This is a genomic window from Arthrobacter sp. K410C (genome assembly GCF_059090105.1).
The window spans coordinates 384,311-403,913 of record NZ_JBNHFJ010000001.1 but is presented as its reverse complement, the minus strand read 5'-3'; the positions used below and the strand labels follow the sequence as shown (position 1 = coordinate 403,913).

The window sequence follows — 19,603 nt, the reverse complement described above, 5'->3', positions numbered from 1 at the left end:
CGGGGGTGCCGGGCCGGCGTAACGGAGATCACGCCGTTTCGATTTGGCCGCCTGTTCACCTCCCGGTAAAGTAGTTCTTGCGACGCGGGGTGGAGCAGTTCGGTAGCTCGCTGGGCTCATAACCCAGAGGTCACAGGTTCAAATCCTGTCCCCGCAACTGACGGAAGGCCCGGACACTGGAAACAGTGTCCGGGCCTTCTTGCTTTAACCCGTCCGCCAGGTGCCAAACCGGCTGGTAAATGCCGGTGCGAAAATAGGGTAGTGTTGTTTCAGCGACGCGGGGTGGAGCAGTTCGGTAGCTCGCTGGGCTCATAACCCAGAGGTCACAGGTTCAAATCCTGTCCCCGCAACCACGAAAGACCCCGACCGGCAGGACAGCCGGCCGGGGTCTTCTTTTTCCTTCATCACGGGTAGTTCCTAGTATTCTCTTTCGCAGAGCCTCACAGCAGTGAGCAGTTGGCCAGTCATTCTCGAGAGGAATGTTGCTCGATGTCCACACCCACGAAGAAGCCCGGCACCGCCGCGGGCAAGCGGTCCCGCCTCTACTGGGGCGTGCCGGCTGTCCTCGCCGCGCTTGTCCTGGTGGTCCTGGCCGCCAAGGGGCTGATGGGGCTTCCTGCCGTCGCCTCCTTCGTGGCGGACTATCCGGGCCAGTCGGAACTTCCGGAGAACGCCCCGGTGGGCTTTCCCGCCTGGCTGGCGTGGCAGCATTTCCTCAACGCTTTCTTCCTGCTGCTGATCATCCGCACCGGCTGGCAGGTGCGCACCACCACCCGTCCCAGCGGGTACTGGACCCGCAACAACAAGGGCCTGATCAAGACCCGGAACGCCCCCACCAAGATCAGCCTTGAGCTGTGGTTCCACCTGACGCTGGATGCCCTGTGGATCCTCAACGGGGTGGTGTTTGCGGTGCTGCTGTTCGCCACCGGACAGTGGATGCGGATTGTCCCCACCAGCTGGGACGTGTTCCCGAACGCCCTCTCGGCGGCACTGCAGTACGCGTCACTGGACTGGCCCACGGAAAACGGCTGGGTCAACTACAACGCCCTCCAGCTCCTGACCTACTTCATCACCGTGTTCATCGCGGCGCCGCTGGCCTTCATCACCGGCCTGCGGATGTCCTCCGCCTGGCCCAAGAAGGCGGCAGGGCTCAACAAGGCCTACCCCATCGAATGGGCACGCGCGGTCCACTTCCCGGTGATGATCTACTTCGTCGCCTTCATCGTGGTCCACGTCTTCCTGGTGCTGGCCACCGGTGCGCTGCGGAACCTGAACCACATGTACGGCGCAAGGGACGACGACGGCTGGTTCGGTTTCTGGGTGTTCGTCGCCTCGGTGGCCGTCATGGTCGCCGCCTGGTTCCTGGCACGCCCGCTTTTCCTGCGGCCAATTGCTTCGCTGATGGGCAAAGTCAGCAGCCGCTGACCAAGGCTATTCGTCCTTGAGCTTCCGGTAGGCATCCAGGGCCCGTTCCCGGGACTCCGCCAGATCCACCAGCGGCCCGGGGTAGCTGTCCGCCTCCGCCGTCCACGGCTCGTGGATTTCCTTACCCGTCAGGCCCTGGAGCTCGGGGATGAAGGTGCGCAGGTAGCGGCCGTCGGCGTCGAACTTCTTGCTCTGCGTCACCGGGTTGAAGATCCGATAATAGGGGGAGGCATCCGCGCCTGACCCGGCCACCACTGCCAGTTTGCGGGGTTGTTGGCGGCGTCGGCGTCCACCAGGGTGTCCCAGAACCATTCCTCCCCGATGCGCCAGTCGATGAGGAGGTTCTTCACCAGGAAGGATGCAGCCGCCATCCGTACACGGTTGTGCATCCAGCCGGTCTTCCAGAGCTGCCGCATCCCGGCGTCCACGTGCGGATATCCGGTGTTCCCCTGCTGCCAGGCGGCAAGTTCCTTGCGGCTCACCTGGCCCCACTGGAAGTTATCGAATGCGGGCCGGAAGTTCCGGGTGGCAAGGTCCGGGTGGTGGTACAGCAGGTGCCAGTTGAACTCGCGCCAGCCGAGTTCTGCACGGAAGGTCCCGACGTCGGCAGGAATCCTTCCGGAATGGCGGCGGTGGATTTCGCACCACACGCGGAACGGGCTGACCTCACCAAAGCGCAGGTGCGGCGAGAGCCGGCTGGTTCCCTCCGTGCCGGGAATGTTCCGGCCGGTGCCATAATCCTCGATTGGTCCGTCCAGGAAGTCCGCCAGGCGGTCCGCCGCCCCCTTCTCACCCGGCTCCCAGCTTTCAGCCAGCCCCGTGCTCCAGTCGGGGGAGGTGGGCAGCAGCTTCCAGCTGCCCAGAGGATCGCTTGCGGGCACGCCCGGACCGGAGGCCGCAGGTCCCGGCAGTGATGAAGGAGCGTCAAGCGGGTCCCGGATGTCGGCGGACGCCATACAGGCCCGCCAGAACGGGGAGTAGACCTTGTACGGCCCGCCGGCCCCGGTGCGGATGGTCCAGGGCTCGAACAGGAGGTTGGCCTGGAAGCTTGAGGCCTGGATGCCGTTTTCGCCTGCCCAGTCCTTGAGCCCCGCGTCGATGGTGCGCTCAGGCTGGCCGTACCTGCGGTTCCAGAAGATATGGCTGGCATTCGTCTGCAGGGCAAGATTCCGGATGATGGATTCTGACTGACCGCGGCGCAGCACTAAACGCGATCCTTTGGCCTCAAGGTCCGCGGCTAGCGCGGCGAGGGAATGGTGCAGCCACCAGCGGGTGGCGCCACCCAGGGGACGTACGCCCTCGGACTCGTCGTCCAGGATGTACACCACCGTCATCGGCTTGCCCAGGCCGGCGGCTTCGGCCAGGGCAGGGTTGTCGTCCAGCCTCAGATCGTCGCGCAGCCAGACCAGGGATGTCTCGTTGGAGGAGGCCATGCCACCACGCTACACACCGGGGCACGGATAAGGGCCAGGGCTGTCGGTCCTGGCCCTTGTTCCGCGCTAGGGAAACAGCGTTCTCTTCGTGCCTGTCAGAGCTTGTCGAAGTCCGCTTCCTCCACGGTTGACTCGGAGGACGTGGAATTGCCTGAGGCAATTGCAGGCTTCGCGCCGCCGGACTTCAGCGCGGCCAGGCGGGCCTCAATTTCCACCTGTTCCCCGAGGTCCTCGAGCTGGTTGAACTGGGCGTCCAGGCTGGAGGCAGCGAGTTCCTGCTGGCCGCGGACCTTGGCTTCCTCACGGCGGATCTTTTCCTCAAACCGGCCCACTTCGCTGGTGGGGTCCATGATGTCGATGCTCTTGATGGCGTCATGGACCTGCGACTGGGCAGCGGCAGTCTTGGACCGGGCCACCAGTTCGTTGCGCTTGCTGGTGAGCTGGTTGAGCTTGCCCTTCATCTGCTCCAGGCCGGTCTTGAGCTTGTCCACCACCTCGCGCTGGGACATGATAGCCGGCTCCGCACCCTTGGCCTCGTTCTCGGCCGCCATCTGGCGCTGCAGGGCAACCTTGGCCAGGTTGTCGAACTTCTCGGCGTCAACAACGTCGCCGCTGGCCCGGAACTCATCGGCCTTGCGCGATGCAGCCAGGGCCTTGTTGCCCCAGTCGCGGGCGTTCTTGATGTCCTCGTTGTAGTCATCTTCGAGCATCCGGAGGTTGCCGATGGTCTGTGCGACGGCGGATTCGGCCTCGGCAATGTTGTTGGTGTAGTCCCGGACCATCTGGTCCAGCATCTTCTGCGGATCCTCAGCGTTGTCCAGCAAAGAGTTGATGTTCGCCTTTGCCAGCTGCGCGATACGGCCGAAAATGGACTGCTTAACCATGGTGTTACCTTTCGTCCTGCTCTGTGATGGCCACTGAAATCCGTAGACAGTGGTGTACTGCTTCTATCCGCCTGCCGGAACTCCGCCAAGCGCCTAGCTTTTGGTTGTCAGAAACTTCCGGAATCCCCGCCACCGAAATCGCCGCCGCCAAAATCACCGCCGCCGAAGTCACCGCCGCCCCAGCCGCCGCCGTCGCTGTGGCCACCGCCCCAGCCTGCGCCGCCGCCTCCGTTGAGGATGGAGTTGATCAGGATGCCGCCCAGGATGGCGCCGCCCAAGCCTCCGCCTCCGCCGCCGCCGAACATGCCTCCCCTGCCGTAGCCCTGGTTGGCGTACCCGTCGAAGTGGTCCACGTCTGCCTGAGCCAGCTGCGCTGCCTGCGCCGCCAGTGCGTGCGCCTGCTGCGCGTAGGTCAGGGCGGTCACGGGATCGGTCCGCGCGATGGAAAGTGCGTAGTCCAGGTTGCGCTGCGACTCAGCCAGGCGCGTCCGCGCCTCGGTACCTACGCCGCCGCGCCGTGCCGTGATGTAGTCGGAGGTAGCGCTGATCTGCGCCTGCGCGGACATGATGGTCTGCTGGAGCGACGCCTGGGCGCGGCGCGCCTGATCCTGCTGGTCCCGGATGCCGGTTAGCGCCTGATCGAGCGACTGGTGCGCCGTCTCCACCCGCTGGAGGGTGGCGATCGGATCGATCTTGCCGCCCTGGATCTCCTGTTTCACCTGCGCCAGGGCCGCTTCCACTCCTGCCACTGGACCGGCCAGTTCGGGGTGGGCGCCGGACTGGATTATGGCCCGGGCCTGTGCGAGGTCCTGCGAAGTGTCAACCACTGCCGCCTCGAGGCTGTTCCGTGCCTCGTCCAGGTTGGACGACACCTTGGAAATGGCGTCCAGGAGGACGTTCGTCTGGTGCAGGCTCTCTTCCGCCGCCCGGACGGCCACCGCCGCAAGGCTGCCTTCGCCCTCGCTGAGCTTCTGCTGCGCGGTGGCCGTGGCATTCTGAACGAAGGCCAGGCGTTCTTTGGCCTGCAGGATGTTGTCCGAGACCTGTGTGAGGGCGCTCTCTGCATACTTTGATCGCAGGGTGCTGAGGGACTGCTCCGCGCTGGCGATCTTGGCATCGGCTTCGCGGGCTCCTGCGTTTACCGTTGCCAGTGCTTGCGGGGCGTTCTTCTCAAGCTCGCGCAGGGAGTCGAAGTCGGCCTTCTGCTCCTGCAGGGACGCCAAAGCAGCTTCGGAGCGGCGGATGATTTCGCCGTACCAGGTCCGCTGCTGCTCCTCAGTGTCCGGAATGTGGTCGTCAAGCTGCTGCTGCAGCTTGAACGATTCCGTCATGTGGCCTTTGGCTTCCTCGAGGGCTTTGGTGAAGTTGCCTACGGCGGAATCGCCGTATTGTGCCTGTGCGAACATCAGTTCCTGCTCGCTGGACTTGATGGCATCGTCAGCTTCGATCAGCAGGGAGCCGCTCTTGCGTCGCAGCTCATCAATGCTTAGTGAGGCGAGCGGATCCACATGGGCTCCCTGGGGCCCGTAGCTGGCGCTTGAGGCCTGGTCGGAAGCCTTCTTGCGCTTGTTACGGAAGTACAGGTATGCGCCGGCTCCACCCGCGGCAACAACACCCGCACCGACGAGAACAGCAGCGCCGGCGCCGTTGTCAGAAGGTACCGTTCCGCTGCCACCGCCGGCAGCATCGCCGATGGCGGCCGCGGTGTCAATGGCTGCCTGGGCGAAGTCCGGGTTACCGCCAGCCAGGTTCGCCGTGACGGCGTTTTGGCTGATGGCCCCCTGCTTCGACTTGATGGGACTGGCCGAATTCAGGACGAAGCTGAATTTGCCCTCTTCCGCTATAGCCAGGATGGCGTCGGACCGGCCCATGCTCTTCTTCGTCGCTACGGCCTGTGCCCAGGCTGCGGGATCGGGGGGATTGGTGAACGAATCAACGGTCACAACATAAAGGTTGTATTTGTGATCTTCCAGGAGCTTCGAAATCGCTTCCTGCACTTCACCCTTGCGGCCGCCAAGGACGTTGGCGTCGTCCACAATGTTGGTTCCCGATGGAATGGTGACCGGGTCCTCGGCCCAGGCCGCGCCGGCCGGCACCGTAAACAGGCCCGCAAGGCCGATCACGGCGAGTGTACGTATGAACTTTGACCGCATGTGCAACCCTTCAGCACGCCTGACACCGATTCGGGACGAATCAGTCGTCTCAGAATCCAACAGCGCCCCCACGCTTGGTGTGAAGCCGCAGGTCGCTGTGGCAATTCATCTTGATTCTATGGTGCACCCCACACACCGTCCATTGGGGTGAATATGCCAGCAGCGAAACGCTGCAAGGGCGGACCGAGAGAGCCGAATCGACCCTTCAGGAAGCTCTCAGCAAACGTCCGAGCTTGATCCAGCCAAGGGGTCCATAGTTAATGCAGAAGAGGATGAAAGGAAGTCCCATGACTGAGAACCAAACTCCCGGACCGGCTCCGGACGGCCGCGCCGGCCGCCAGAACCCCTGGGAGCAGCACTCCGCCCGCCAAGGGGAACGGACCCCGGAGGCTCGGCATGCGGACGACGCGGCGGAAGCGAACGGGACAGCCCCGGCTGGCAGCGGACAGGGTACTCCGCCGTTGCAGCACCCCACCGAAGACCTGGGTCAATACGGCACGAATCCCACCCAGGAACTGCCCGGTGGCCCCCGCCCGGACTACCCGCAGCGCCAGCCGTTCTACGGGCAGGCCGGCTACGGCCAAGGCCAGCAGTCCGCCCAGCAGTACCCGCAGCACAGCTACCAGCAGCCCGGACACCACGACCAGGGCGGCCAGGCCGCCTATGGGGGAGCGGCGGGCTATACCCCGAACCCCAAGGATGCGCCGCGCCGGAAGGCCAGTTTCGGCGTCGGTACCCTTGTGGCCAGCATCCTCGCTGCCGGCCTGGTGGGCGGCGGCGTGGCGACCGTCGGCTCGGCGGAGCTCTTCGGTAACACCGGATCCTCAACGGCCGTGAGCGGCAACAGCCAGCCCGGCACAGTCATCGTCAACAACCAGGACTCAGTCAACGAGATCACGGCAGCGGCGGTGAAGGCATCGCCGAGCGTCGTGACCATCAGTGCATCCAGCGGCAGTGCGGGCGGCACCGGGTCCGGCATCGTGCTGGACGACGAAGGCCATATCCTGACCAACACACACGTGGTTACCCTCGACGGCCAGACGGCGAATGCTGCCCTTGAGGTCCGCGCCAGTGACGGCCGGGTCATCCCCGCCAAGCTGGTGGGTACCGATCCGCTCTCAGACCTCGCAGTTATCAAGGTGGACGCCGGCTCGGGCCTGACGCCCGCCACGCTGGGAGATTCCGGGAAGCTCAACGTGGGCGACACAGCCATCGCCATTGGTTCCCCCCTCGGCCTCACTGGCACGGTCACCGACGGCATCGTCTCCACCCTCAACAGGACCATCAGCGTGGCCTCGGCAGCAGCCCCCAAAGAGGGCGACAACGCAGAGGGCGACGACGAGCGCGGCTTCCAGTTCGCGCCTCCGGGCGGCGGACAGAGCCAGCAGGCGGCGGGCCAGGGTGAGATCTCCATCAACGTGATCCAGACGGACGCGGCCATCAACCCCGGCAACTCCGGCGGCGCCCTTGTCAACACCAGCGGTGAGGTCATCGGCGTCAACGTGGCCATCGCCTCCGCGGGTTCCAGCGCATCGGCCACCAGCGGAAACATCGGCGTAGGCTTCAGCATCCCGATCAACCACGCCAAGCGCGTTGCCCAGGAAATCATCGACACCGGCAAGGCTTCCCACGGCCAGTTGGGTGTCAGTGTCAAGCCGAAGGCCGCCTCCAGCACGTCGTCGGAGTTCTCGGTGGGCGCCGAGGTCGCCACTGTTGAGCCGGACTCGGCAGCAGCCAAGGCCGGGATCAAGGTGGGCGACGTGATCACCAGGTTCAACGACCTCGCAGTCGCTGAACCCGAGCAGCTGACCGCGGCCGTCCGCGAACAGCCCGCCGGGTCCAAGGTAAAGATCACTGTCCTGCGCAACGGCCAGGAACAAGCCGTCGACGTCACGCTTGGCGCCGCGGCCAGCCAGGCGTCATAAGCCAGGACCAGCAAACAGTACGACGGCGGTGCCCCCACCTTGGGCGGGGACGCCGCCGTCGTGACGTCCGCAAGGGGGTACTGACACAGGCGTTAACGGAAGAGGGCACAGGGGCGCGCCTTTGTGGTTAGCTAGGAGCTACCCGTATGCCGGGCATCCCGCGGCCATGACCTCACCCGGCTGGCTGTCCACAAGCATGGAAGGCTGCTGTCAATACAGTGGAAGATACATTGAAGATCATCGTCCTGGTCAAGCATGTACCGGACGCCCAGTTCGACCGTCACCTCAACGGGGAGGGCTTCACGACGGACCGCGATGAGAGCATCCTGTCCGAACTTGACGAATACGCGCTGGAGGCGGCACTGCAGCTGGCCGAGGCGCGCGGCGGAAGCAAGGCCGGCAACCAGGTCATCGCACTCACCATGGGCCCCGCAGGCGCGGTAAACGCCGTCAAGAAGACCCTGCAGATGGGCGCCACCGAGGGCATCCACCTTTCCGACGATGCGTTGGCGGGTTCGGATGCCGCTGCAACCTCCCTGGCGCTGGCGGCGGCGGTCCGCCACGTGGGCCAGGCGGACCTAATCATCACCGGGATGGCCTCCACTGACGGCGAAACCTCGCTGGTGCCGGCGCAGCTGGCGGAACGCCTCGGCCTGCCGCAGGTCACGTTCGCCTCGTCGCTTGACGTGTCCGGCGGACGGCTGACCGCCCGGCGGGATGCGGACACTTCCTCGGAGACCGTGGAAGCGCCGCTGCCCGCTGTCGTGTCCGTCACGGACCAGATCAACGAGCCCCGGTACCCCAACTTCAAGGGCATCATCGCTGCCAAGCGCAAGAGCATCACCACCCTGACCCTGTCGGACATCGGGGTGGACCCCTCCCAGGTGGGCCTCAGCGGCTCCTGGACCAGCGTGGTCAGCGCTGAGGAACGGCCGCCGCGTACCGCAGGCACCATCATCACTGACGAAGGCGACGCCGGCATCAAGCTGGTCGACTTCCTGGCCGCACAGAAGCTGCTCTAAGAGGGATCACAGACATGGCAAAAGTACTCGTATTTCTTGACAACCCCGGTGCTGAACTGAAGAAGAGCAGCCTGGAGCTGCTGACGCTTGCCCGTACCCTGGGAGAAAGTGTTGTTGCCGTCAACGGAGAGGTCTCGGACGGCGCCGCAGCCACGTTCGCTGAATACGGCGTCAGCACGGTGGTCCGGCCTTCCGCCCAGGACCTGGATGACTACCTGGTCGCTCCCAAGGCTGCCTACGTCGCCGCCGCAGCCGACGCAACGGGTGCCGGCATTGTCCTGCTGGACAACTCGCCCGAGGGCAAGGAGATTGCCGCCCGCGTGGGGATCCGCCTGAACGCCGGCGTCATCACCGACGCCGTGGGGGTGGACGCCGACGGAACGGCGCACAAGTCTGTCCTGGCCGGCTCCTACAACACGTCCTGCAAGGCAAAGACCGCCGTGTCCGTTGTGACCCTGAAGGCCAACAACGTTACCCCCGAGCCCGCCGCCGCTCCTTCGGCACCTGAAACCCTGACCGTGGAAGTGCCCGCAACTGCAGCGGCCGCCCGCATCACCGCCCGCGAGCAGAAAGTGGCAAGCGGCCGGCCCGACCTCACCGACGCCCGTATCGTCGTCGCCGGCGGACGCGGCCTGGACGGCGACTTCGGACCGGTCGAGGAGCTCGCCGACGCCCTGGGTGCAGCGGTGGGGGCGTCACGCGCCGCCACCGACGCCGGCTGGATCAGCCACGACGCCCAGGTGGGCCAGACCGGCAAGACTGTCTCGCCGCAGCTGTACATCTCAGCGGGCATCTCGGGTGCCATCCAGCAGAAGGCCGGCATGCAGACCTCCAAGGTCATCGTCGCCGTCAACAAGGACGCAGAGTCGCCGGTGTTCGAAATCGCCGACTTCGGCATCATCGGGGACGTCTTCGAGGTGCTGCCGCAGGCTACCGCGGAGATCAAGAAGCGTAAGGGCTGAATCTTTGACTGCATTGAACCTGCAGGCACAGAGCCCGTTCAACCCGGCCACGGACCGGGTTGGGCGGGTCCTCTGTTTTGCGGCGCACCCTGACGACATCGACTTCGGCGCCGCCGGCACCATCGCGGCCTGGACGGCTGCGGGGGTTGAGGTGAGCTACTGCATCATGACCGACGGCGATGCCGGCGGCTTCGACCCCGCCCACCGCGGGGACATCATCGCCCTGCGCGACGCCGAACAGCGCCGCGCCGCGAAACTGGTGGGTGTCACCGACATCCATTACCTGCACCAGCGTGACGGGTACCTGGAACCCTCTCATGAGGTGATGAAGGAAGTGGTGCGGCTGATCCGGAAGATCCGGCCCGACGTCGTGCTTTCCATGCACCCCGAGCGGAACTGGCGGCGCATCCAGAAGAGCCACCCTGACCATCTGGCGGTGGGAGAAGCAGTGACCCGTGCCGTCTACCCGGCTCTGGAGAACCCGTTCGCGTACCCGGAACTGGCGGAGTCCGGGCTGGAAGCTTTCAAACTGCCCTGGCTCTGGCTGTATGCCGGTCCGGAAGAGCGGGAAAACCATTTCGTGGACGTCACCGGCAAGGTGGAGGCCAAGCTGGCCGCCATCCACGTCCACGTCAGCCAGCACCCGGACGTGGAGGCCATGGAAGCTACCGTTCGCCACGGCATGCGCGCGAACGCGGCGCGCGCGGGATTCCCCGAGGGCAGCAGCGCGGAAGCCTTCCACGTGGTGGCAATCAACGGACCTGGCACTATCGCCGGGTTCTAGCCCGCAACAGGAAACGCCCCGTTCCCTTCCAGCGAAGGGAACGGGGCGTTCTGCTGTCTCTGGTGCGGTGCTAGGCGCCCAGGGGTGCTGCAGCCACTGTGGGAAGGGTGGGGGACTGGGACCCGCCCACCGGTTCCACCGTGATGCCCAGGGCGGACGCGGACGAGATGCCCTGGACCACGGCCGGCTTGGACAGCGCGTCCTCGTCCATCAGGCCCTGCGAGACGGGGGCCGAGCCGTCCTTGGGGATAAGCCACATCTGGTAGACCTTGCCCTCCGGCGGGGCGGGAACGTCGTTCATCTTCACCACCGCCGCGTCTTCTGATGCCGAGATGAGCAGCGTGGCGGTGCCGCCTGCGGACACATCTACGGACGCCTCGCGAAGGTCGCCGGCCCGGGTCACCTGGTTTACGGGATCGTTCTGGTCGGCAAGGTAGGAACCCACTCCGACCCCGCCCAGCGCAATTGCTGCGGCGGCGGCAACCCCGGCAAGCCAGCGGCGCGCTCCACCGGGCCTGCGCCGTTCCTCCCGCCGCTGCCGTGCTGCGGCCAGTTCATCCACGCTGGCCGTTCCTGCAACCGTGGCCGGCGGGGCAGGGGTAGCTCCGGCGCCGGGCTGTCCGTCCTGCCGCATATTGGTGGTGTCCGGCAGTTGGGCGACGATGCGGTTGAAAAGGTCAGCCGGGGGCTCTTCCTCGTACCGGAAGGTTGTGGCGAGGGTCTCGCGTGCCTGGCGGACACGCTCCAGGAAGGCAAGCCGCTCCGCGTCCGGGGCGGCTGAGATGTAGTCCTCAATCGCCTGGCGTTCGTGGTCCGTGACGGCGTCCAGGGCATAGAGTTCCGCCAGGTCCAGGGCACGGCCGGAAGCAAGGTCCGTGGATACGGTGTCGCCGAAAGCCCCGGAGCGGCCGTTGGGCCCTTGGTTCATCTCTGTCATCTCAACTCACCCCCAAACAGGTCTTCAGTCGGATCAGTCCGTCGCGGATGCGGGACTTGATGGTTGGTACTGCTGTGTTCAGCCGCTCTGCCACCTCGCGGTAGGTGAGGCCGCCGTAGTATGCCAGGCGTACGGACTCCTGCTGGGTATCGGTCAGGGTTCCCAGGCAGCGGACAACCGCTTCGGCTTCGAGCCTGCTGCCCACTTCATCGGAAACCGTGTCATGGTCAATGTCCTGGGTGCTGGCCCCGTACTTCGCCTCGCGGTCCGTTGAGGACTGGGAGGACCTGACCTTGTCCACCGCACGCCGGTGCGAAATGGTCATCAGCCAGGACAGCGGGCTGCCGGCGGCGGGATCGAACTTTGCCGCGCTCTGCCACACCTGCAGGAAGACTTCCTGTGTGGTGTCCTCGCTGAGTTCGGGGTCGATCAGCACCCTGCGCGCCATACCGAACACCCTGCGGGACGTCAGCTGGTAGAACTCCGCGAAGGCCGCCTGGTCGCCCTGGGCGATGCCGGCCAGGAGGACAGCAAGACGGCGGCTGAGGTCAGCCGGCGGATCTGTCAGCGCGGCAGAAGCCTCGGCATTTGGCGCATTGGGAGTTTCCATTACTACCAAGCATAAGTCTCGCGGCGGTGAATCCTTAGCGGTTCCGCTACGGCCGGTCGGGCCGGCCCGGGAGCCTGCTTCCAGTAATGTCACCTGCCGCTCCTTGATCAGTCCTGGAAATGCTTCCAGGAGTCATTCGGGGCAAAAGGGGATAAGGATGGGTGGCGCAGAGGAATCTTTATGGGCCGGAAGGACGTCGGCGGTCTCAGATGCGTGCGCCCGCAAACCCCTGCTGCCGCCATGCCTCGTAGACGGCGATGGAGGCGGCGTTGGCAAGGTTGAGCGACCGCAGGGCCGGCAGCATGGGCAGCCGCACGGTGGCGGTAACGTGGGGGTCTTTCTTCAGCTCTTCCGGAAGTCCCACGGATTCCCTGCCGAACATCAGGACGTCGCCCGGCTGGTAGGAGATGTCCGTGTAGCTTGCCGTTCCGTCCGACGTGAAGGCGTAGACGCGTTCCGGCTGCAGGTGCTGCCAGGCGTCCTCGATGGATTTGTGGACGGTCACGACGGCGAGGTCGTGGTAGTCGAGGCCAGCGCGGCGCAGTTTGGCGTCGGAGAAGTCGAAGCCGAGCGGTTCCACAAGGTGCAGCTCAGCCCCTGTAATGGCGGCAAGCCGAATGGCGTTGCCGGTATTGCCGGGGATTTCAGGGGCGTGGAAGAGAATGCGGAACACGGTTCCATCCTAGCGACAGCCGGCCGGCCAATCCGTTCAGTGCATGCCGCGCAGCAGCCGGGCCAGGACGGGGACATTGACGGTGTTGGGTGCCGGTCCGGAGGCAAGGAACTCCTTAATGCCCCGGACCATGCCGGCCGCGTTGACGATCTGGACGGTGTCCAGGGCTCCGGACGGGCGCCGGTGGTGGTCGATGACGGGCTCGTGCAGGTTGCCGGTGGGGCTGAGGACCACGGTCCAGCCGGTGACGTTTAGTTCCGGAAAGATGTCCTGCATCGCCCGGACCAGGTGGGCCAGCTGCGGCGGGGCGATGGTGCGCGCGCCGTGGTTCAGGGTCCTGCCATCCCAGGCGTACGCGCCCTTGGGAAGGAGCATGGAATTGACCAGGGCCAACCGGTAGCCGGAGAGGACCGCATGGTCGATGTGGCTGTTGTCCGCCGGCGACTGGAGGCCGTTGACAAGCCGGGCGGCGGGAATCGCCGGCAGGACCTGGCGGGTCAGAAGCTGCACCGTGCGCATTTCCCGCTGGATCCGGGCCTCGGCACCAAAAATGCCGCGCTTGCGTGGCATGCCGTGTACCTGCTGGCTGGCCTGTGCCAGGGGGATGAGCGGAACACTGCCCGGCGTCCCGCCCTCGTAGGCAGGTACGTAGACGGGAGGGTCCCCGGCCGTGTTCCGGGCGCTGCCCGGCCGGTGGACGGTGGCTGACGCACGGCTGCCCGCGGGAGGGGCGTCGAAGTGGGCCTCATTGTCGGCAGCCTCTCGGACCGTGCCTGCCGCGTAGGACCGGTCGTATGCCTTGCGGCGCTGCGGGTCGATGAGGGTCTCGTAGGCGGCGGTCACCCGGCGGAAGGCCGCAGCGTCACCGCCATGGTCCGGATGGGCGGTGCGGGCGGCACGGCGGTAGGCCACCTTGATCTCCTTGTCGGTGGCCGTGACCGCCACCTGGAGGACCTGGTAGTGGGAGCTGTTGAGCTCGCTCAAGCACACATCCTTTTCCTTGTGGTCCGGCCCGTGAATGGAGCCGGGCCAGCCCAGTTTAGCCAGCATTGCGGCCGGCCCTGATGTGACAACGACCGTCCTGGCTCCGCAGGTTCCCGCCCTTCCGGCAGTCTAGACTCGTGGGGGCACGGCCGGACGGCCGATGGGGAAGGTACTGGGGTGGAGATGGAAACGCCGACGGCGGGACGGCCCGCCATCGACGGCGGGCGGAGGGCGGTGCTGGCAGCCGCGCTGGTCCCCGTCCTCCTCAGCGGGTGCAGCCTGGACGTGCCGGATCCCGCCGCCCCGGAAGCGGCGGAAAGTCCAACCCACCCGGCCACCCCCACCATTACACCGGGACATGATGCAGCAGCCGTGGCTGCACAGGACCTGCCCTTCAGCGCCGGTGGCATCCTGGCCCGCGGGGTGCCCGTCGGGATTTCCGACGGGCTGAAGGACGCGCCGGGCTGGCAGGCAGTCAAGGAAAACGTGGCGGGGGAAAGCCAGTACCTGAAGGCGGATGGTTGCCTGGTTTCTGCCAGGGTCCGCGGCGGCCAGGAGGCCCTCGCCCGTGCGGACGACCGGGAATCGACTGTTGCGCTCTTCGAGTACCTGGACCCCACTATCCTGCCGGGCTACCTGAAGACGGACTCCTTGCGCTGGGGTGAGGATCCGGAAGCGCCGGAGCGCCGGGTGGAGGTCCTGCTCCTCGAGCAGGCCGCGCCCGGCGCCAGGGCAACAGTTGTAATGGCGCGGCTCTTCGCGACGGCGGGCTCATCTGTCTACGTCTCGGTGTCCTGTCCCGATGCCGCCTCCCTCGCCGGAGCCCGTGCCGACGTCGGCACCCGGCTCCAGGTCCTGCCGCCGTCGAACTAGGCTGGCAGGCGGCACCCAGGGGAGCGATGTCCCGAAACTGTCCCTGCAGTGATTGCCTGCCGGGAGCCGCCGGGCCCGAAACGGCTAGAATTACAGGGTGCCCGCCTACCTCGATCATGCTGCAACCACCCCGCTCTCAGCTGAGGCTTTGGCTGCCCTGACCCGCGAACTTGCCCGCACGGGCAACCCGTCGTCACTGCACGGCTCGGGCAGGAGGGCACGCCGGACGGTGGAGGACGCCCGGGAAACAATAGCTGCCGCCGCCGGGGCCCACCCGTCCGAAGTGATCTTCACGTCGGGCGGAACCGAATCGGACAACCTTGCCGTCAAGGGCTTGTACTGGGCCCGCCGGGCGGAGGACGCTGAGCGGCGGCGCATCCTGTGTTCCGCCGTCGAACACCATGCAGTGCTGGACACCGTGGAGTGGCTGGAGCGCCATGAAGGCGCGGAGGTGACGTGGCTGCCCGTGGACGGCGAGGGCGTGCTGGACCTGGCGTTCCTTCAGGCCGAACTCGCCCGTGATCCCGCCGGCATTGCCCTGGTGACCGTGATGTGGGCCAACAATGAGGTGGGTACCATCCAGCTGATCCACCGCATAGTGGAACTGGCCCATGCCGCGGACGTTCCCGTGCATTCGGACGCCGTGCAGGCGTTCGGGTCGCTTCCCGTGCATTTCAAGGAGTCGGGCCTGGACGCCATGTCCATCAGCGGCCACAAGATCGGCGGGCCGGTGGGCGTGGGAGCCCTCCTGCTGGGCCGCGCGGTCAAGCTGACGCCGGTCCAGCACGGCGGCGGCCAGGAGCGGGACGTCCGCTCCGGCACCCTGGACACGGCCTCTATTGCCGCCTTCGCTGCGGCCGCCGCGGCCGCGACCTTCCATCTGGGCCATGAAGCGGCGCGCATCGCAGCCCTGCGGGACCGCCTGATCGAGGGCGTCCTCGAACGGATTCCGGAAGCCGTCCTCCGAGGCGCCCCCGGTACCGGCCGGCTCCCGGGCAACGCACACTTCACCTTCCCGGGCTGCGAAGGGGACTCACTGCTCTTCCTGCTGGACCTCGCCGGGGTGGAATCATCCACGGGCTCCGCCTGCACCGCCGGAGTGCCGCGGCCCTCCCACGTCCTGCTGGCCATGGGGCTTGACGAGGAGACAGCACGCGGGGCACAGCGCTTCACGCTGGGCCATGCTTCCACGGATGCCGACGTCGACGCCCTCCTGGGTGCCCTGCCCGATGCCTACGTGCGTGCCCGGCAGGCAGGCATGGCCGGTCACGAGTCCTCGATCCAGACGGCCGGGACCATTGCCCGCCGAGGGCCAGGCAGCCGCTGACTCGGCATCTGCGGCGGGACACTTTACATGAGGCCGTAGAATAGATAGGCGAGGATCGTTTCCGGGAGCCTGCCCGTTCGATCCGCACAGCCGGTCCCCAGCCACGTGGCGCCGGCCAAAACCTTCCCCGACAGAAAGCCAGCATGCGAGTTCTAGCAGCCATGAGCGGCGGAGTTGACTCCGCCGTTGCCGCCGCCCGCGCCGTCGAGGCCGGGCACGACGTCGTCGGCGTCCACCTGGCGCTGTCGCGGATGCCTGGCACCCTGCGGACGGGCAGCCGCGGCTGCTGCACCATTGAGGACTCCCGCGATGCATGGCGGGCCTGTGACGTACTGGGCATTCCGTACTACGTGTGGGACTTCTCGGAGCGCTTCAAGGAAGACGTGGTCCAGGACTTCATTGATGAGTACGCTGCCGGCCGCACGCCCAACCCCTGCATGCGCTGCAACGAGCGCATCAAGTTCGCGGCGCTGCTGGAGAAGGCGATCGCGCTGGGTTTCGACGCCGTCTGCACCGGCCACTATGCCAAGGTCATCGAGGACGCCGACGGAAACCGCGAACTGCACCGCGCCGCGGACTGGGCAAAGGACCAAAGCTATGTCCTGGGTGTCCTGACCCACGAACAACTCAAGCACTCCATGTTTCCGCTCGCCGACACGCCCTCCAAGGCCGAAGTCCGGGCAGAGGCCGAGCGCCGCGGCCTGTCGGTGGCCAACAAGCCGGACAGCCATGACATCTGCTTCATTCCCGACGGCGACACGGCGGGCTGGCTCGCCGAGAAGATCGAGATGACCCGCGGCGACATCGTGGACGAGACCGGAGCCAAGGTGGGCGAGCATCCCGGCGCCAACGCGTTTACGGTCGGACAGCGCCGTGGCCTGAAGCTGGGAACCCCCGCCGCTGACGGGAAGCCCCGCTTCGTGCTCGAGATCAGGCCCAAGGAAAACAAGGTGGTCGTGGGACCGCAGGCGTTGCTGGCCATCGATGAAATCCGCGGCATCAAGGTGTCCTGGGCGGGCCTGCCCATCCGGGAAGTGGAAACCGGGGAGGAGTTTGACTGCTACGCCCAGGTGCGCGCCCACGGCGACCCGGTGCCCGCCACCGCCCGCATGGAGACGGACGGGGAGTCAGCCGGCCAGTTGGTGGTCCGGCTGGCAGACCCCCTCCGCGGCGTGGCGCCCGGGCAGACAGTTGTCCTCTACCAGGGCAGCCGCGTCCTGGGCCAGGCGACCATCGACGCCGCCCGGTCCCTGCAGCGCGCCGCGCTGTAAACCACGGGTGGGCATCTGAGGTGTGCCGCTGGCCCCGGGGCGGCCCCGGCACCCGCGCTTAACACCCGGCCCATCAGTCCCGCTGCCCATAGACTGGGATCATGACGCAGCACAACCTCCCCTCACCAGACTCCGACGAATACGATCCCTCCGCCAGCTCCCTGGCCGGCCAGGTGGACAGTTCGGTGATGGCTGAACTGCTGTCCATCCGCTCCAGCATCGACAACATCGACGCCACGCTGGTGTACCTCCTTGCGGAGCGTTTCAAGGCCACGCAGAAGGTGGGTTTCCTGAAAGCCGCCCACCGGCTTCCCGCGGGTGACCCGGGGCGCGAGACTGCCCAGATCGCACGGCTCCGCAGGCTCGCCGAGGATGCCCACCTGGACCCGGCCTTTGCCGAAAAGTTCCTGAACTTCATCATCGGCGAGGTCATCCGCCACCACGAGGCGATCGCCGAGGACCACCAGGCCGCCTCCGGCCAGCACCCGCAGGCATCAGCACTCGCATGACCGTTGCTGAACGTCACGAACCCGCCGCCGCGCCCAAGAAGGCCCCGCCGGCGGAAGTAACGGCGACCGGGCTGGGGCCATGGCCGGGCGAGGACCCCCTGGAAGCTGCCAGGATTATCCGTGGAGAACTCGGCAGACCGCACCTGCCGTTCCTGGCTGAACTGCCGGCCCGGGGCGTAGGCTCCGATGCCTTGGGCCGTACCGCGTCCCTGCTCGAGGAACTGGCCGTGGATGTCCAGCCCTACGGGTGGCGGCTCGTGGACCGTCCGGGCAAGGATGTGCGCCGTGCAGCCTCGGCGCTTGCCACCGACATCAACGTCCTGGCCGACGTCGCGGGGACCGAGGAGGCGTCCGCGGAGGAAATCAAGGTCCAGCTGGTCGGCCCCCTTAGCCTGGCCGCCGGCCTGCACCTGCATAACGGCGAACGCGCGCTGGTCGACTATGGTGCACGGCGGGACCTGGCTGAGTCGCTCGCTGCGGGTGTAGGAGGGTACCTGGCCCGTGTAGCCGCAGCCGTGCCCGGTGCGCGGCTGGTGGTCCAGCTGGATGAACCGGATATCGCCGCCGTGCTCGCCGGCACCATCCCTACTGCCAGTGGCTACCGTACGCTGCGGGCCGTTGCCTCCGCGGAGGCCCGTGAAGCATGGCGCCTGGTGGTTGAAGCCCTTCGTGCCGCGGGAGCCGGCGAGGTGGTGGTGTCCGTGCCCGCCATCGAAGCACCTTTCGAGCCGATCCTGGCGTCCGGCGCGGACGGCGTCGCTGTGCCCCTGAGGGCCCTGACCACCCGGCAGTGGGAGCACCTGGCCGGGACGGTGGAGGCAGGCAAGCGGCTGTGGGCCGGGGCGCTGGACGTGGATGGGGAAACCCTTCCCAAGGTTGCGGACTGCGTGGAATCCGTGTGGCGGCCGTGGCGGCAGCTTGGCTTGCCGGCGTCGTCCCTGCAGACCCTCCGCGTCACGCCGTCGGCGGGCCTGGCCGGCCGCACCCCTGCACAGGCCACCGCGGTGCTGGGCAGGCTGACGCAGTTGGCGGACGGGCTGAACCAGCTCGCCCTGGGCTAACCGGCAGGGCCGGCCAGCCAGGGCGGGCCCGCCCTAAACCCTGTTCTCCCAGCGGTCCGGCTGTGCGTAACGGGGAAGGAAGCTTTGGGCCGCGCTGCCTCCGGTGTAGGGGCGCAACCGGTAGTCGAAGCTTCCGGCGTAAACCAGGACCAAGCCAATCTGCGGCTGGATGACCTTGACCTGGATGCGGTGCTTGCCATTGGTACCGCCTGCGGGATCCCACCATTGCTCGGCGTACGCCTTGGCGTCGACCGGCGCCGGCAAGGGCACCCGGAGCGGGCCAAGGAACAGCCGGGAGGCTTCCGAGACGCCGCGCAGCCGTCCCTCCGCGGTGACACTCAGATTCAGGTCGGTCACCATGCGGCGGTAGCGGCCCACGTAGTCCACCAGCTGCGGAGACCCGTTGCGGATGGTGGCGCTGGTGGTGTCCTGGAAGATCCGGGTCCGTCCCGGAAACCGGATCTCCCTGCGGGCGGTAAGGCTGGAACGGCCAAATGGGTCCTGGTGGGCGTGGTTCTCGATCCGGAACGGAATGTTCTCGCCATATTCGGGGAAGAAGGCCTCCTCCCCGCTGGTCAGCCGCAGCAGCGGGCGCAGCCACTCCTGCCGGCAGCCCACCACATCGAATGTCCCTTCACCGATGCCGTAGCGGCCTGAGCCGGGCACCAGGGCGAAGTACTCCTGGAGTTCCGGCTGCAGCCTGGCGAAGTCCGTTCCAAGGACCTGCTGGTAAATGGGCACGTTCACAAAGCTCCTCCTGGGCGCAACAC

The 19,603-nt window shown here is 66.6% G+C and carries 17 protein-coding genes, 2 tRNA genes and 1 pseudogene; 12 read left to right on the top strand and 8 right to left on the bottom strand.

Annotation, left to right across the window (positions count from 1 at the left end; genetic code table 11):
* The first annotated feature begins 83 nt into the window (after positions 1–83).
* The 3 genes from AC5RU7_RS01925 to AC5RU7_RS01915 all read left to right on the top strand — a co-directional run bounded on the left by AC5RU7_RS01925 (position 84) and on the right by AC5RU7_RS01915 (position 1,425).
* A tRNA-Met gene (locus AC5RU7_RS01925) sits at positions 84–157 on the top strand.
* 119 nt (positions 158–276) lie between these two features.
* Positions 277–353: transfer RNA gene (locus tag AC5RU7_RS01920), tRNA-Met, on the top strand.
* Between the two features lie 136 nt (positions 354–489).
* Complete coding sequence (locus AC5RU7_RS01915) at positions 490–1,425, top strand: cytochrome b/b6 domain-containing protein (protein ID WP_494050855.1); 936 nt, start codon at positions 490–492, stop codon at positions 1,423–1,425.
* A 6-nt stretch (positions 1,426–1,431) separates the two neighbouring features.
* On the opposite strand, the pseudogene AC5RU7_RS01910 reads toward AC5RU7_RS01915, so the two are convergent.
* From AC5RU7_RS01910 to AC5RU7_RS01900, 3 genes and pseudogenes are all read right to left on the bottom strand, one after another.
* A pseudogene (locus AC5RU7_RS01910) lies at positions 1,432–2,858 on the bottom strand (cryptochrome/photolyase family protein).
* Between the two features lie 95 nt (positions 2,859–2,953).
* The gene (locus AC5RU7_RS01905; protein WP_494050854.1) at positions 2,954–3,742 is read right to left on the bottom strand and encodes a PspA/IM30 family protein; all 789 of its coding nucleotides are present in this window, start codon (positions 3,740–3,742) and stop codon (positions 2,954–2,956) included.
* Positions 3,743–3,849: 107 nt separating this feature from the next.
* Positions 3,850–5,895, bottom strand: a complete 2,046-nt coding sequence (locus AC5RU7_RS01900) for a TPM domain-containing protein (protein WP_494050853.1) — start codon at positions 5,893–5,895, stop codon at positions 3,850–3,852.
* A 287-nt stretch (positions 5,896–6,182) separates the two neighbouring features.
* Here AC5RU7_RS01900 and AC5RU7_RS01895 point away from each other — a divergent pair, with 287 nt between their 5' ends.
* From AC5RU7_RS01895 to AC5RU7_RS01880, 4 genes are all read left to right on the top strand, one after another.
* Positions 6,183–7,820 carry a S1C family serine protease gene (locus tag AC5RU7_RS01895; protein WP_494050852.1) on the top strand — a complete coding sequence of 546 codons (1,638 nt, stop codon included), beginning with the start codon at positions 6,183–6,185 and terminating at the stop codon, positions 7,818–7,820.
* A gap of 230 nt (positions 7,821–8,050) precedes the next feature.
* Positions 8,051–8,842, top strand: coding sequence for an electron transfer flavoprotein subunit beta/FixA family protein (locus AC5RU7_RS01890; RefSeq protein ID WP_494051344.1), 792 nt, complete (start codon positions 8,051–8,053; stop codon positions 8,840–8,842).
* Between the two features lie 14 nt (positions 8,843–8,856).
* Positions 8,857–9,804, top strand: a complete 948-nt coding sequence (locus tag AC5RU7_RS01885) for an electron transfer flavoprotein subunit alpha/FixB family protein (protein ID WP_494050851.1) — start codon at positions 8,857–8,859, stop codon at positions 9,802–9,804.
* Between the two features lie 4 nt (positions 9,805–9,808).
* Positions 9,809–10,588, top strand: coding sequence for a PIG-L deacetylase family protein (locus AC5RU7_RS01880; protein ID WP_494050850.1), 780 nt, complete (start codon positions 9,809–9,811; stop codon positions 10,586–10,588).
* Between the two features lie 70 nt (positions 10,589–10,658).
* Here the strand turns inward: AC5RU7_RS01880 and AC5RU7_RS01875 are convergent, their stop codons facing one another.
* The 4 genes from AC5RU7_RS01875 to AC5RU7_RS01860 all read right to left on the bottom strand — a co-directional run bounded on the left by AC5RU7_RS01875 (position 10,659) and on the right by AC5RU7_RS01860 (position 13,792).
* Positions 10,659–11,525, bottom strand: a complete 867-nt coding sequence (locus tag AC5RU7_RS01875; protein ID WP_494050849.1) for an anti-sigma factor — start codon at positions 11,523–11,525, stop codon at positions 10,659–10,661.
* A gap of 1 nt (position 11,526) precedes the next feature.
* Positions 11,527–12,135, bottom strand: a complete 609-nt coding sequence (locus AC5RU7_RS01870; RefSeq protein ID WP_494050848.1) for a sigma-70 family RNA polymerase sigma factor — start codon at positions 12,133–12,135, stop codon at positions 11,527–11,529.
* A gap of 205 nt (positions 12,136–12,340) precedes the next feature.
* The gene (locus AC5RU7_RS01865; RefSeq protein ID WP_494050847.1) at positions 12,341–12,808 is read right to left on the bottom strand and encodes a tRNA (cytidine(34)-2'-O)-methyltransferase; all 468 of its coding nucleotides are present in this window, start codon (positions 12,806–12,808) and stop codon (positions 12,341–12,343) included.
* 36 nt (positions 12,809–12,844) lie between these two features.
* The gene (locus AC5RU7_RS01860; protein ID WP_494050846.1) at positions 12,845–13,792 is read right to left on the bottom strand and encodes a J domain-containing protein; all 948 of its coding nucleotides are present in this window, start codon (positions 13,790–13,792) and stop codon (positions 12,845–12,847) included.
* Between the two features lie 183 nt (positions 13,793–13,975).
* Here AC5RU7_RS01860 and AC5RU7_RS01855 point away from each other — a divergent pair, with 183 nt between their 5' ends.
* From AC5RU7_RS01855 to AC5RU7_RS01835, 5 genes are all read left to right on the top strand, one after another.
* On the top strand, positions 13,976–14,665 hold the full coding sequence (locus AC5RU7_RS01855) for a hypothetical protein (RefSeq protein ID WP_494051343.1): 690 nt from the start codon (positions 13,976–13,978) through the stop codon (positions 14,663–14,665).
* A gap of 97 nt (positions 14,666–14,762) precedes the next feature.
* On the top strand, positions 14,763–15,992 hold the full coding sequence (locus AC5RU7_RS01850) for a cysteine desulfurase family protein (protein ID WP_494050845.1): 1,230 nt from the start codon (positions 14,763–14,765) through the stop codon (positions 15,990–15,992).
* 143 nt (positions 15,993–16,135) lie between these two features.
* Entirely contained in the window at positions 16,136–17,263 is a 1,128-nt protein-coding gene (gene mnmA / locus AC5RU7_RS01845) for a tRNA 2-thiouridine(34) synthase MnmA (protein ID WP_494050844.1), read from the top strand.
* A gap of 101 nt (positions 17,264–17,364) precedes the next feature.
* Positions 17,365–17,772: a chorismate mutase gene (locus tag AC5RU7_RS01840; protein ID WP_494008749.1), complete on the top strand. Its 408-nt coding sequence runs from the start codon at positions 17,365–17,367 to the stop codon at positions 17,770–17,772.
* On the top strand, positions 17,769–18,833 hold the full coding sequence (locus AC5RU7_RS01835; RefSeq protein ID WP_494050843.1) for a uroporphyrinogen decarboxylase/cobalamine-independent methonine synthase family protein: 1,065 nt from the start codon (positions 17,769–17,771) through the stop codon (positions 18,831–18,833). The genes AC5RU7_RS01840 and AC5RU7_RS01835 overlap by 4 nt, the downstream gene beginning before the upstream one ends.
* A gap of 33 nt (positions 18,834–18,866) precedes the next feature.
* Here the strand turns inward: AC5RU7_RS01835 and AC5RU7_RS01830 are convergent, their stop codons facing one another.
* Positions 18,867–19,580: a DUF4166 domain-containing protein gene (locus AC5RU7_RS01830; RefSeq protein ID WP_494050842.1), complete on the bottom strand. Its 714-nt coding sequence runs from the start codon at positions 19,578–19,580 to the stop codon at positions 18,867–18,869.
* Between the last annotated feature and the right edge of the window lie 23 nt (positions 19,581–19,603).

Excerpts from the sequence above, each read along its gene's own strand:
- AC5RU7_RS01915 (WP_494050855.1), top strand. The coding sequence starts at position 490 with ATGTCCACACCCACGAAGAAGCCCGGCACCGCCGCGGGCAAGCGGTCC.
- AC5RU7_RS01905 (WP_494050854.1), bottom strand. The coding sequence starts at position 3,742 with ATGGTTAAGCAGTCCATTTTCGGCCGTATCGCGCAGCTGGCAAAGGCG.
- AC5RU7_RS01900 (WP_494050853.1), bottom strand. The coding sequence starts at position 5,895 with ATGCGGTCAAAGTTCATACGTACACTCGCCGTGATCGGCCTTGCGGGC.
- AC5RU7_RS01895 (WP_494050852.1), top strand. The coding sequence starts at position 6,183 with ATGACTGAGAACCAAACTCCCGGACCGGCTCCGGACGGCCGCGCCGGC.
- AC5RU7_RS01885 (WP_494050851.1), top strand. The coding sequence starts at position 8,857 with ATGGCAAAAGTACTCGTATTTCTTGACAACCCCGGTGCTGAACTGAAG.
- AC5RU7_RS01875 (WP_494050849.1), bottom strand. The coding sequence starts at position 11,525 with ATGACAGAGATGAACCAAGGGCCCAACGGCCGCTCCGGGGCTTTCGGC.
- AC5RU7_RS01870 (WP_494050848.1), bottom strand. The coding sequence starts at position 12,135 with ATGGAAACTCCCAATGCGCCAAATGCCGAGGCTTCTGCCGCGCTGACA.
- AC5RU7_RS01855 (WP_494051343.1), top strand. The coding sequence starts at position 13,976 with ATGGAAACGCCGACGGCGGGACGGCCCGCCATCGACGGCGGGCGGAGG.
- mnmA (WP_494050844.1), top strand. The coding sequence starts at position 16,136 with ATGCGAGTTCTAGCAGCCATGAGCGGCGGAGTTGACTCCGCCGTTGCC.
- AC5RU7_RS01840 (WP_494008749.1), top strand. The coding sequence starts at position 17,365 with ATGACGCAGCACAACCTCCCCTCACCAGACTCCGACGAATACGATCCC.
- AC5RU7_RS01835 (WP_494050843.1), top strand. The coding sequence starts at position 17,769 with ATGACCGTTGCTGAACGTCACGAACCCGCCGCCGCGCCCAAGAAGGCC.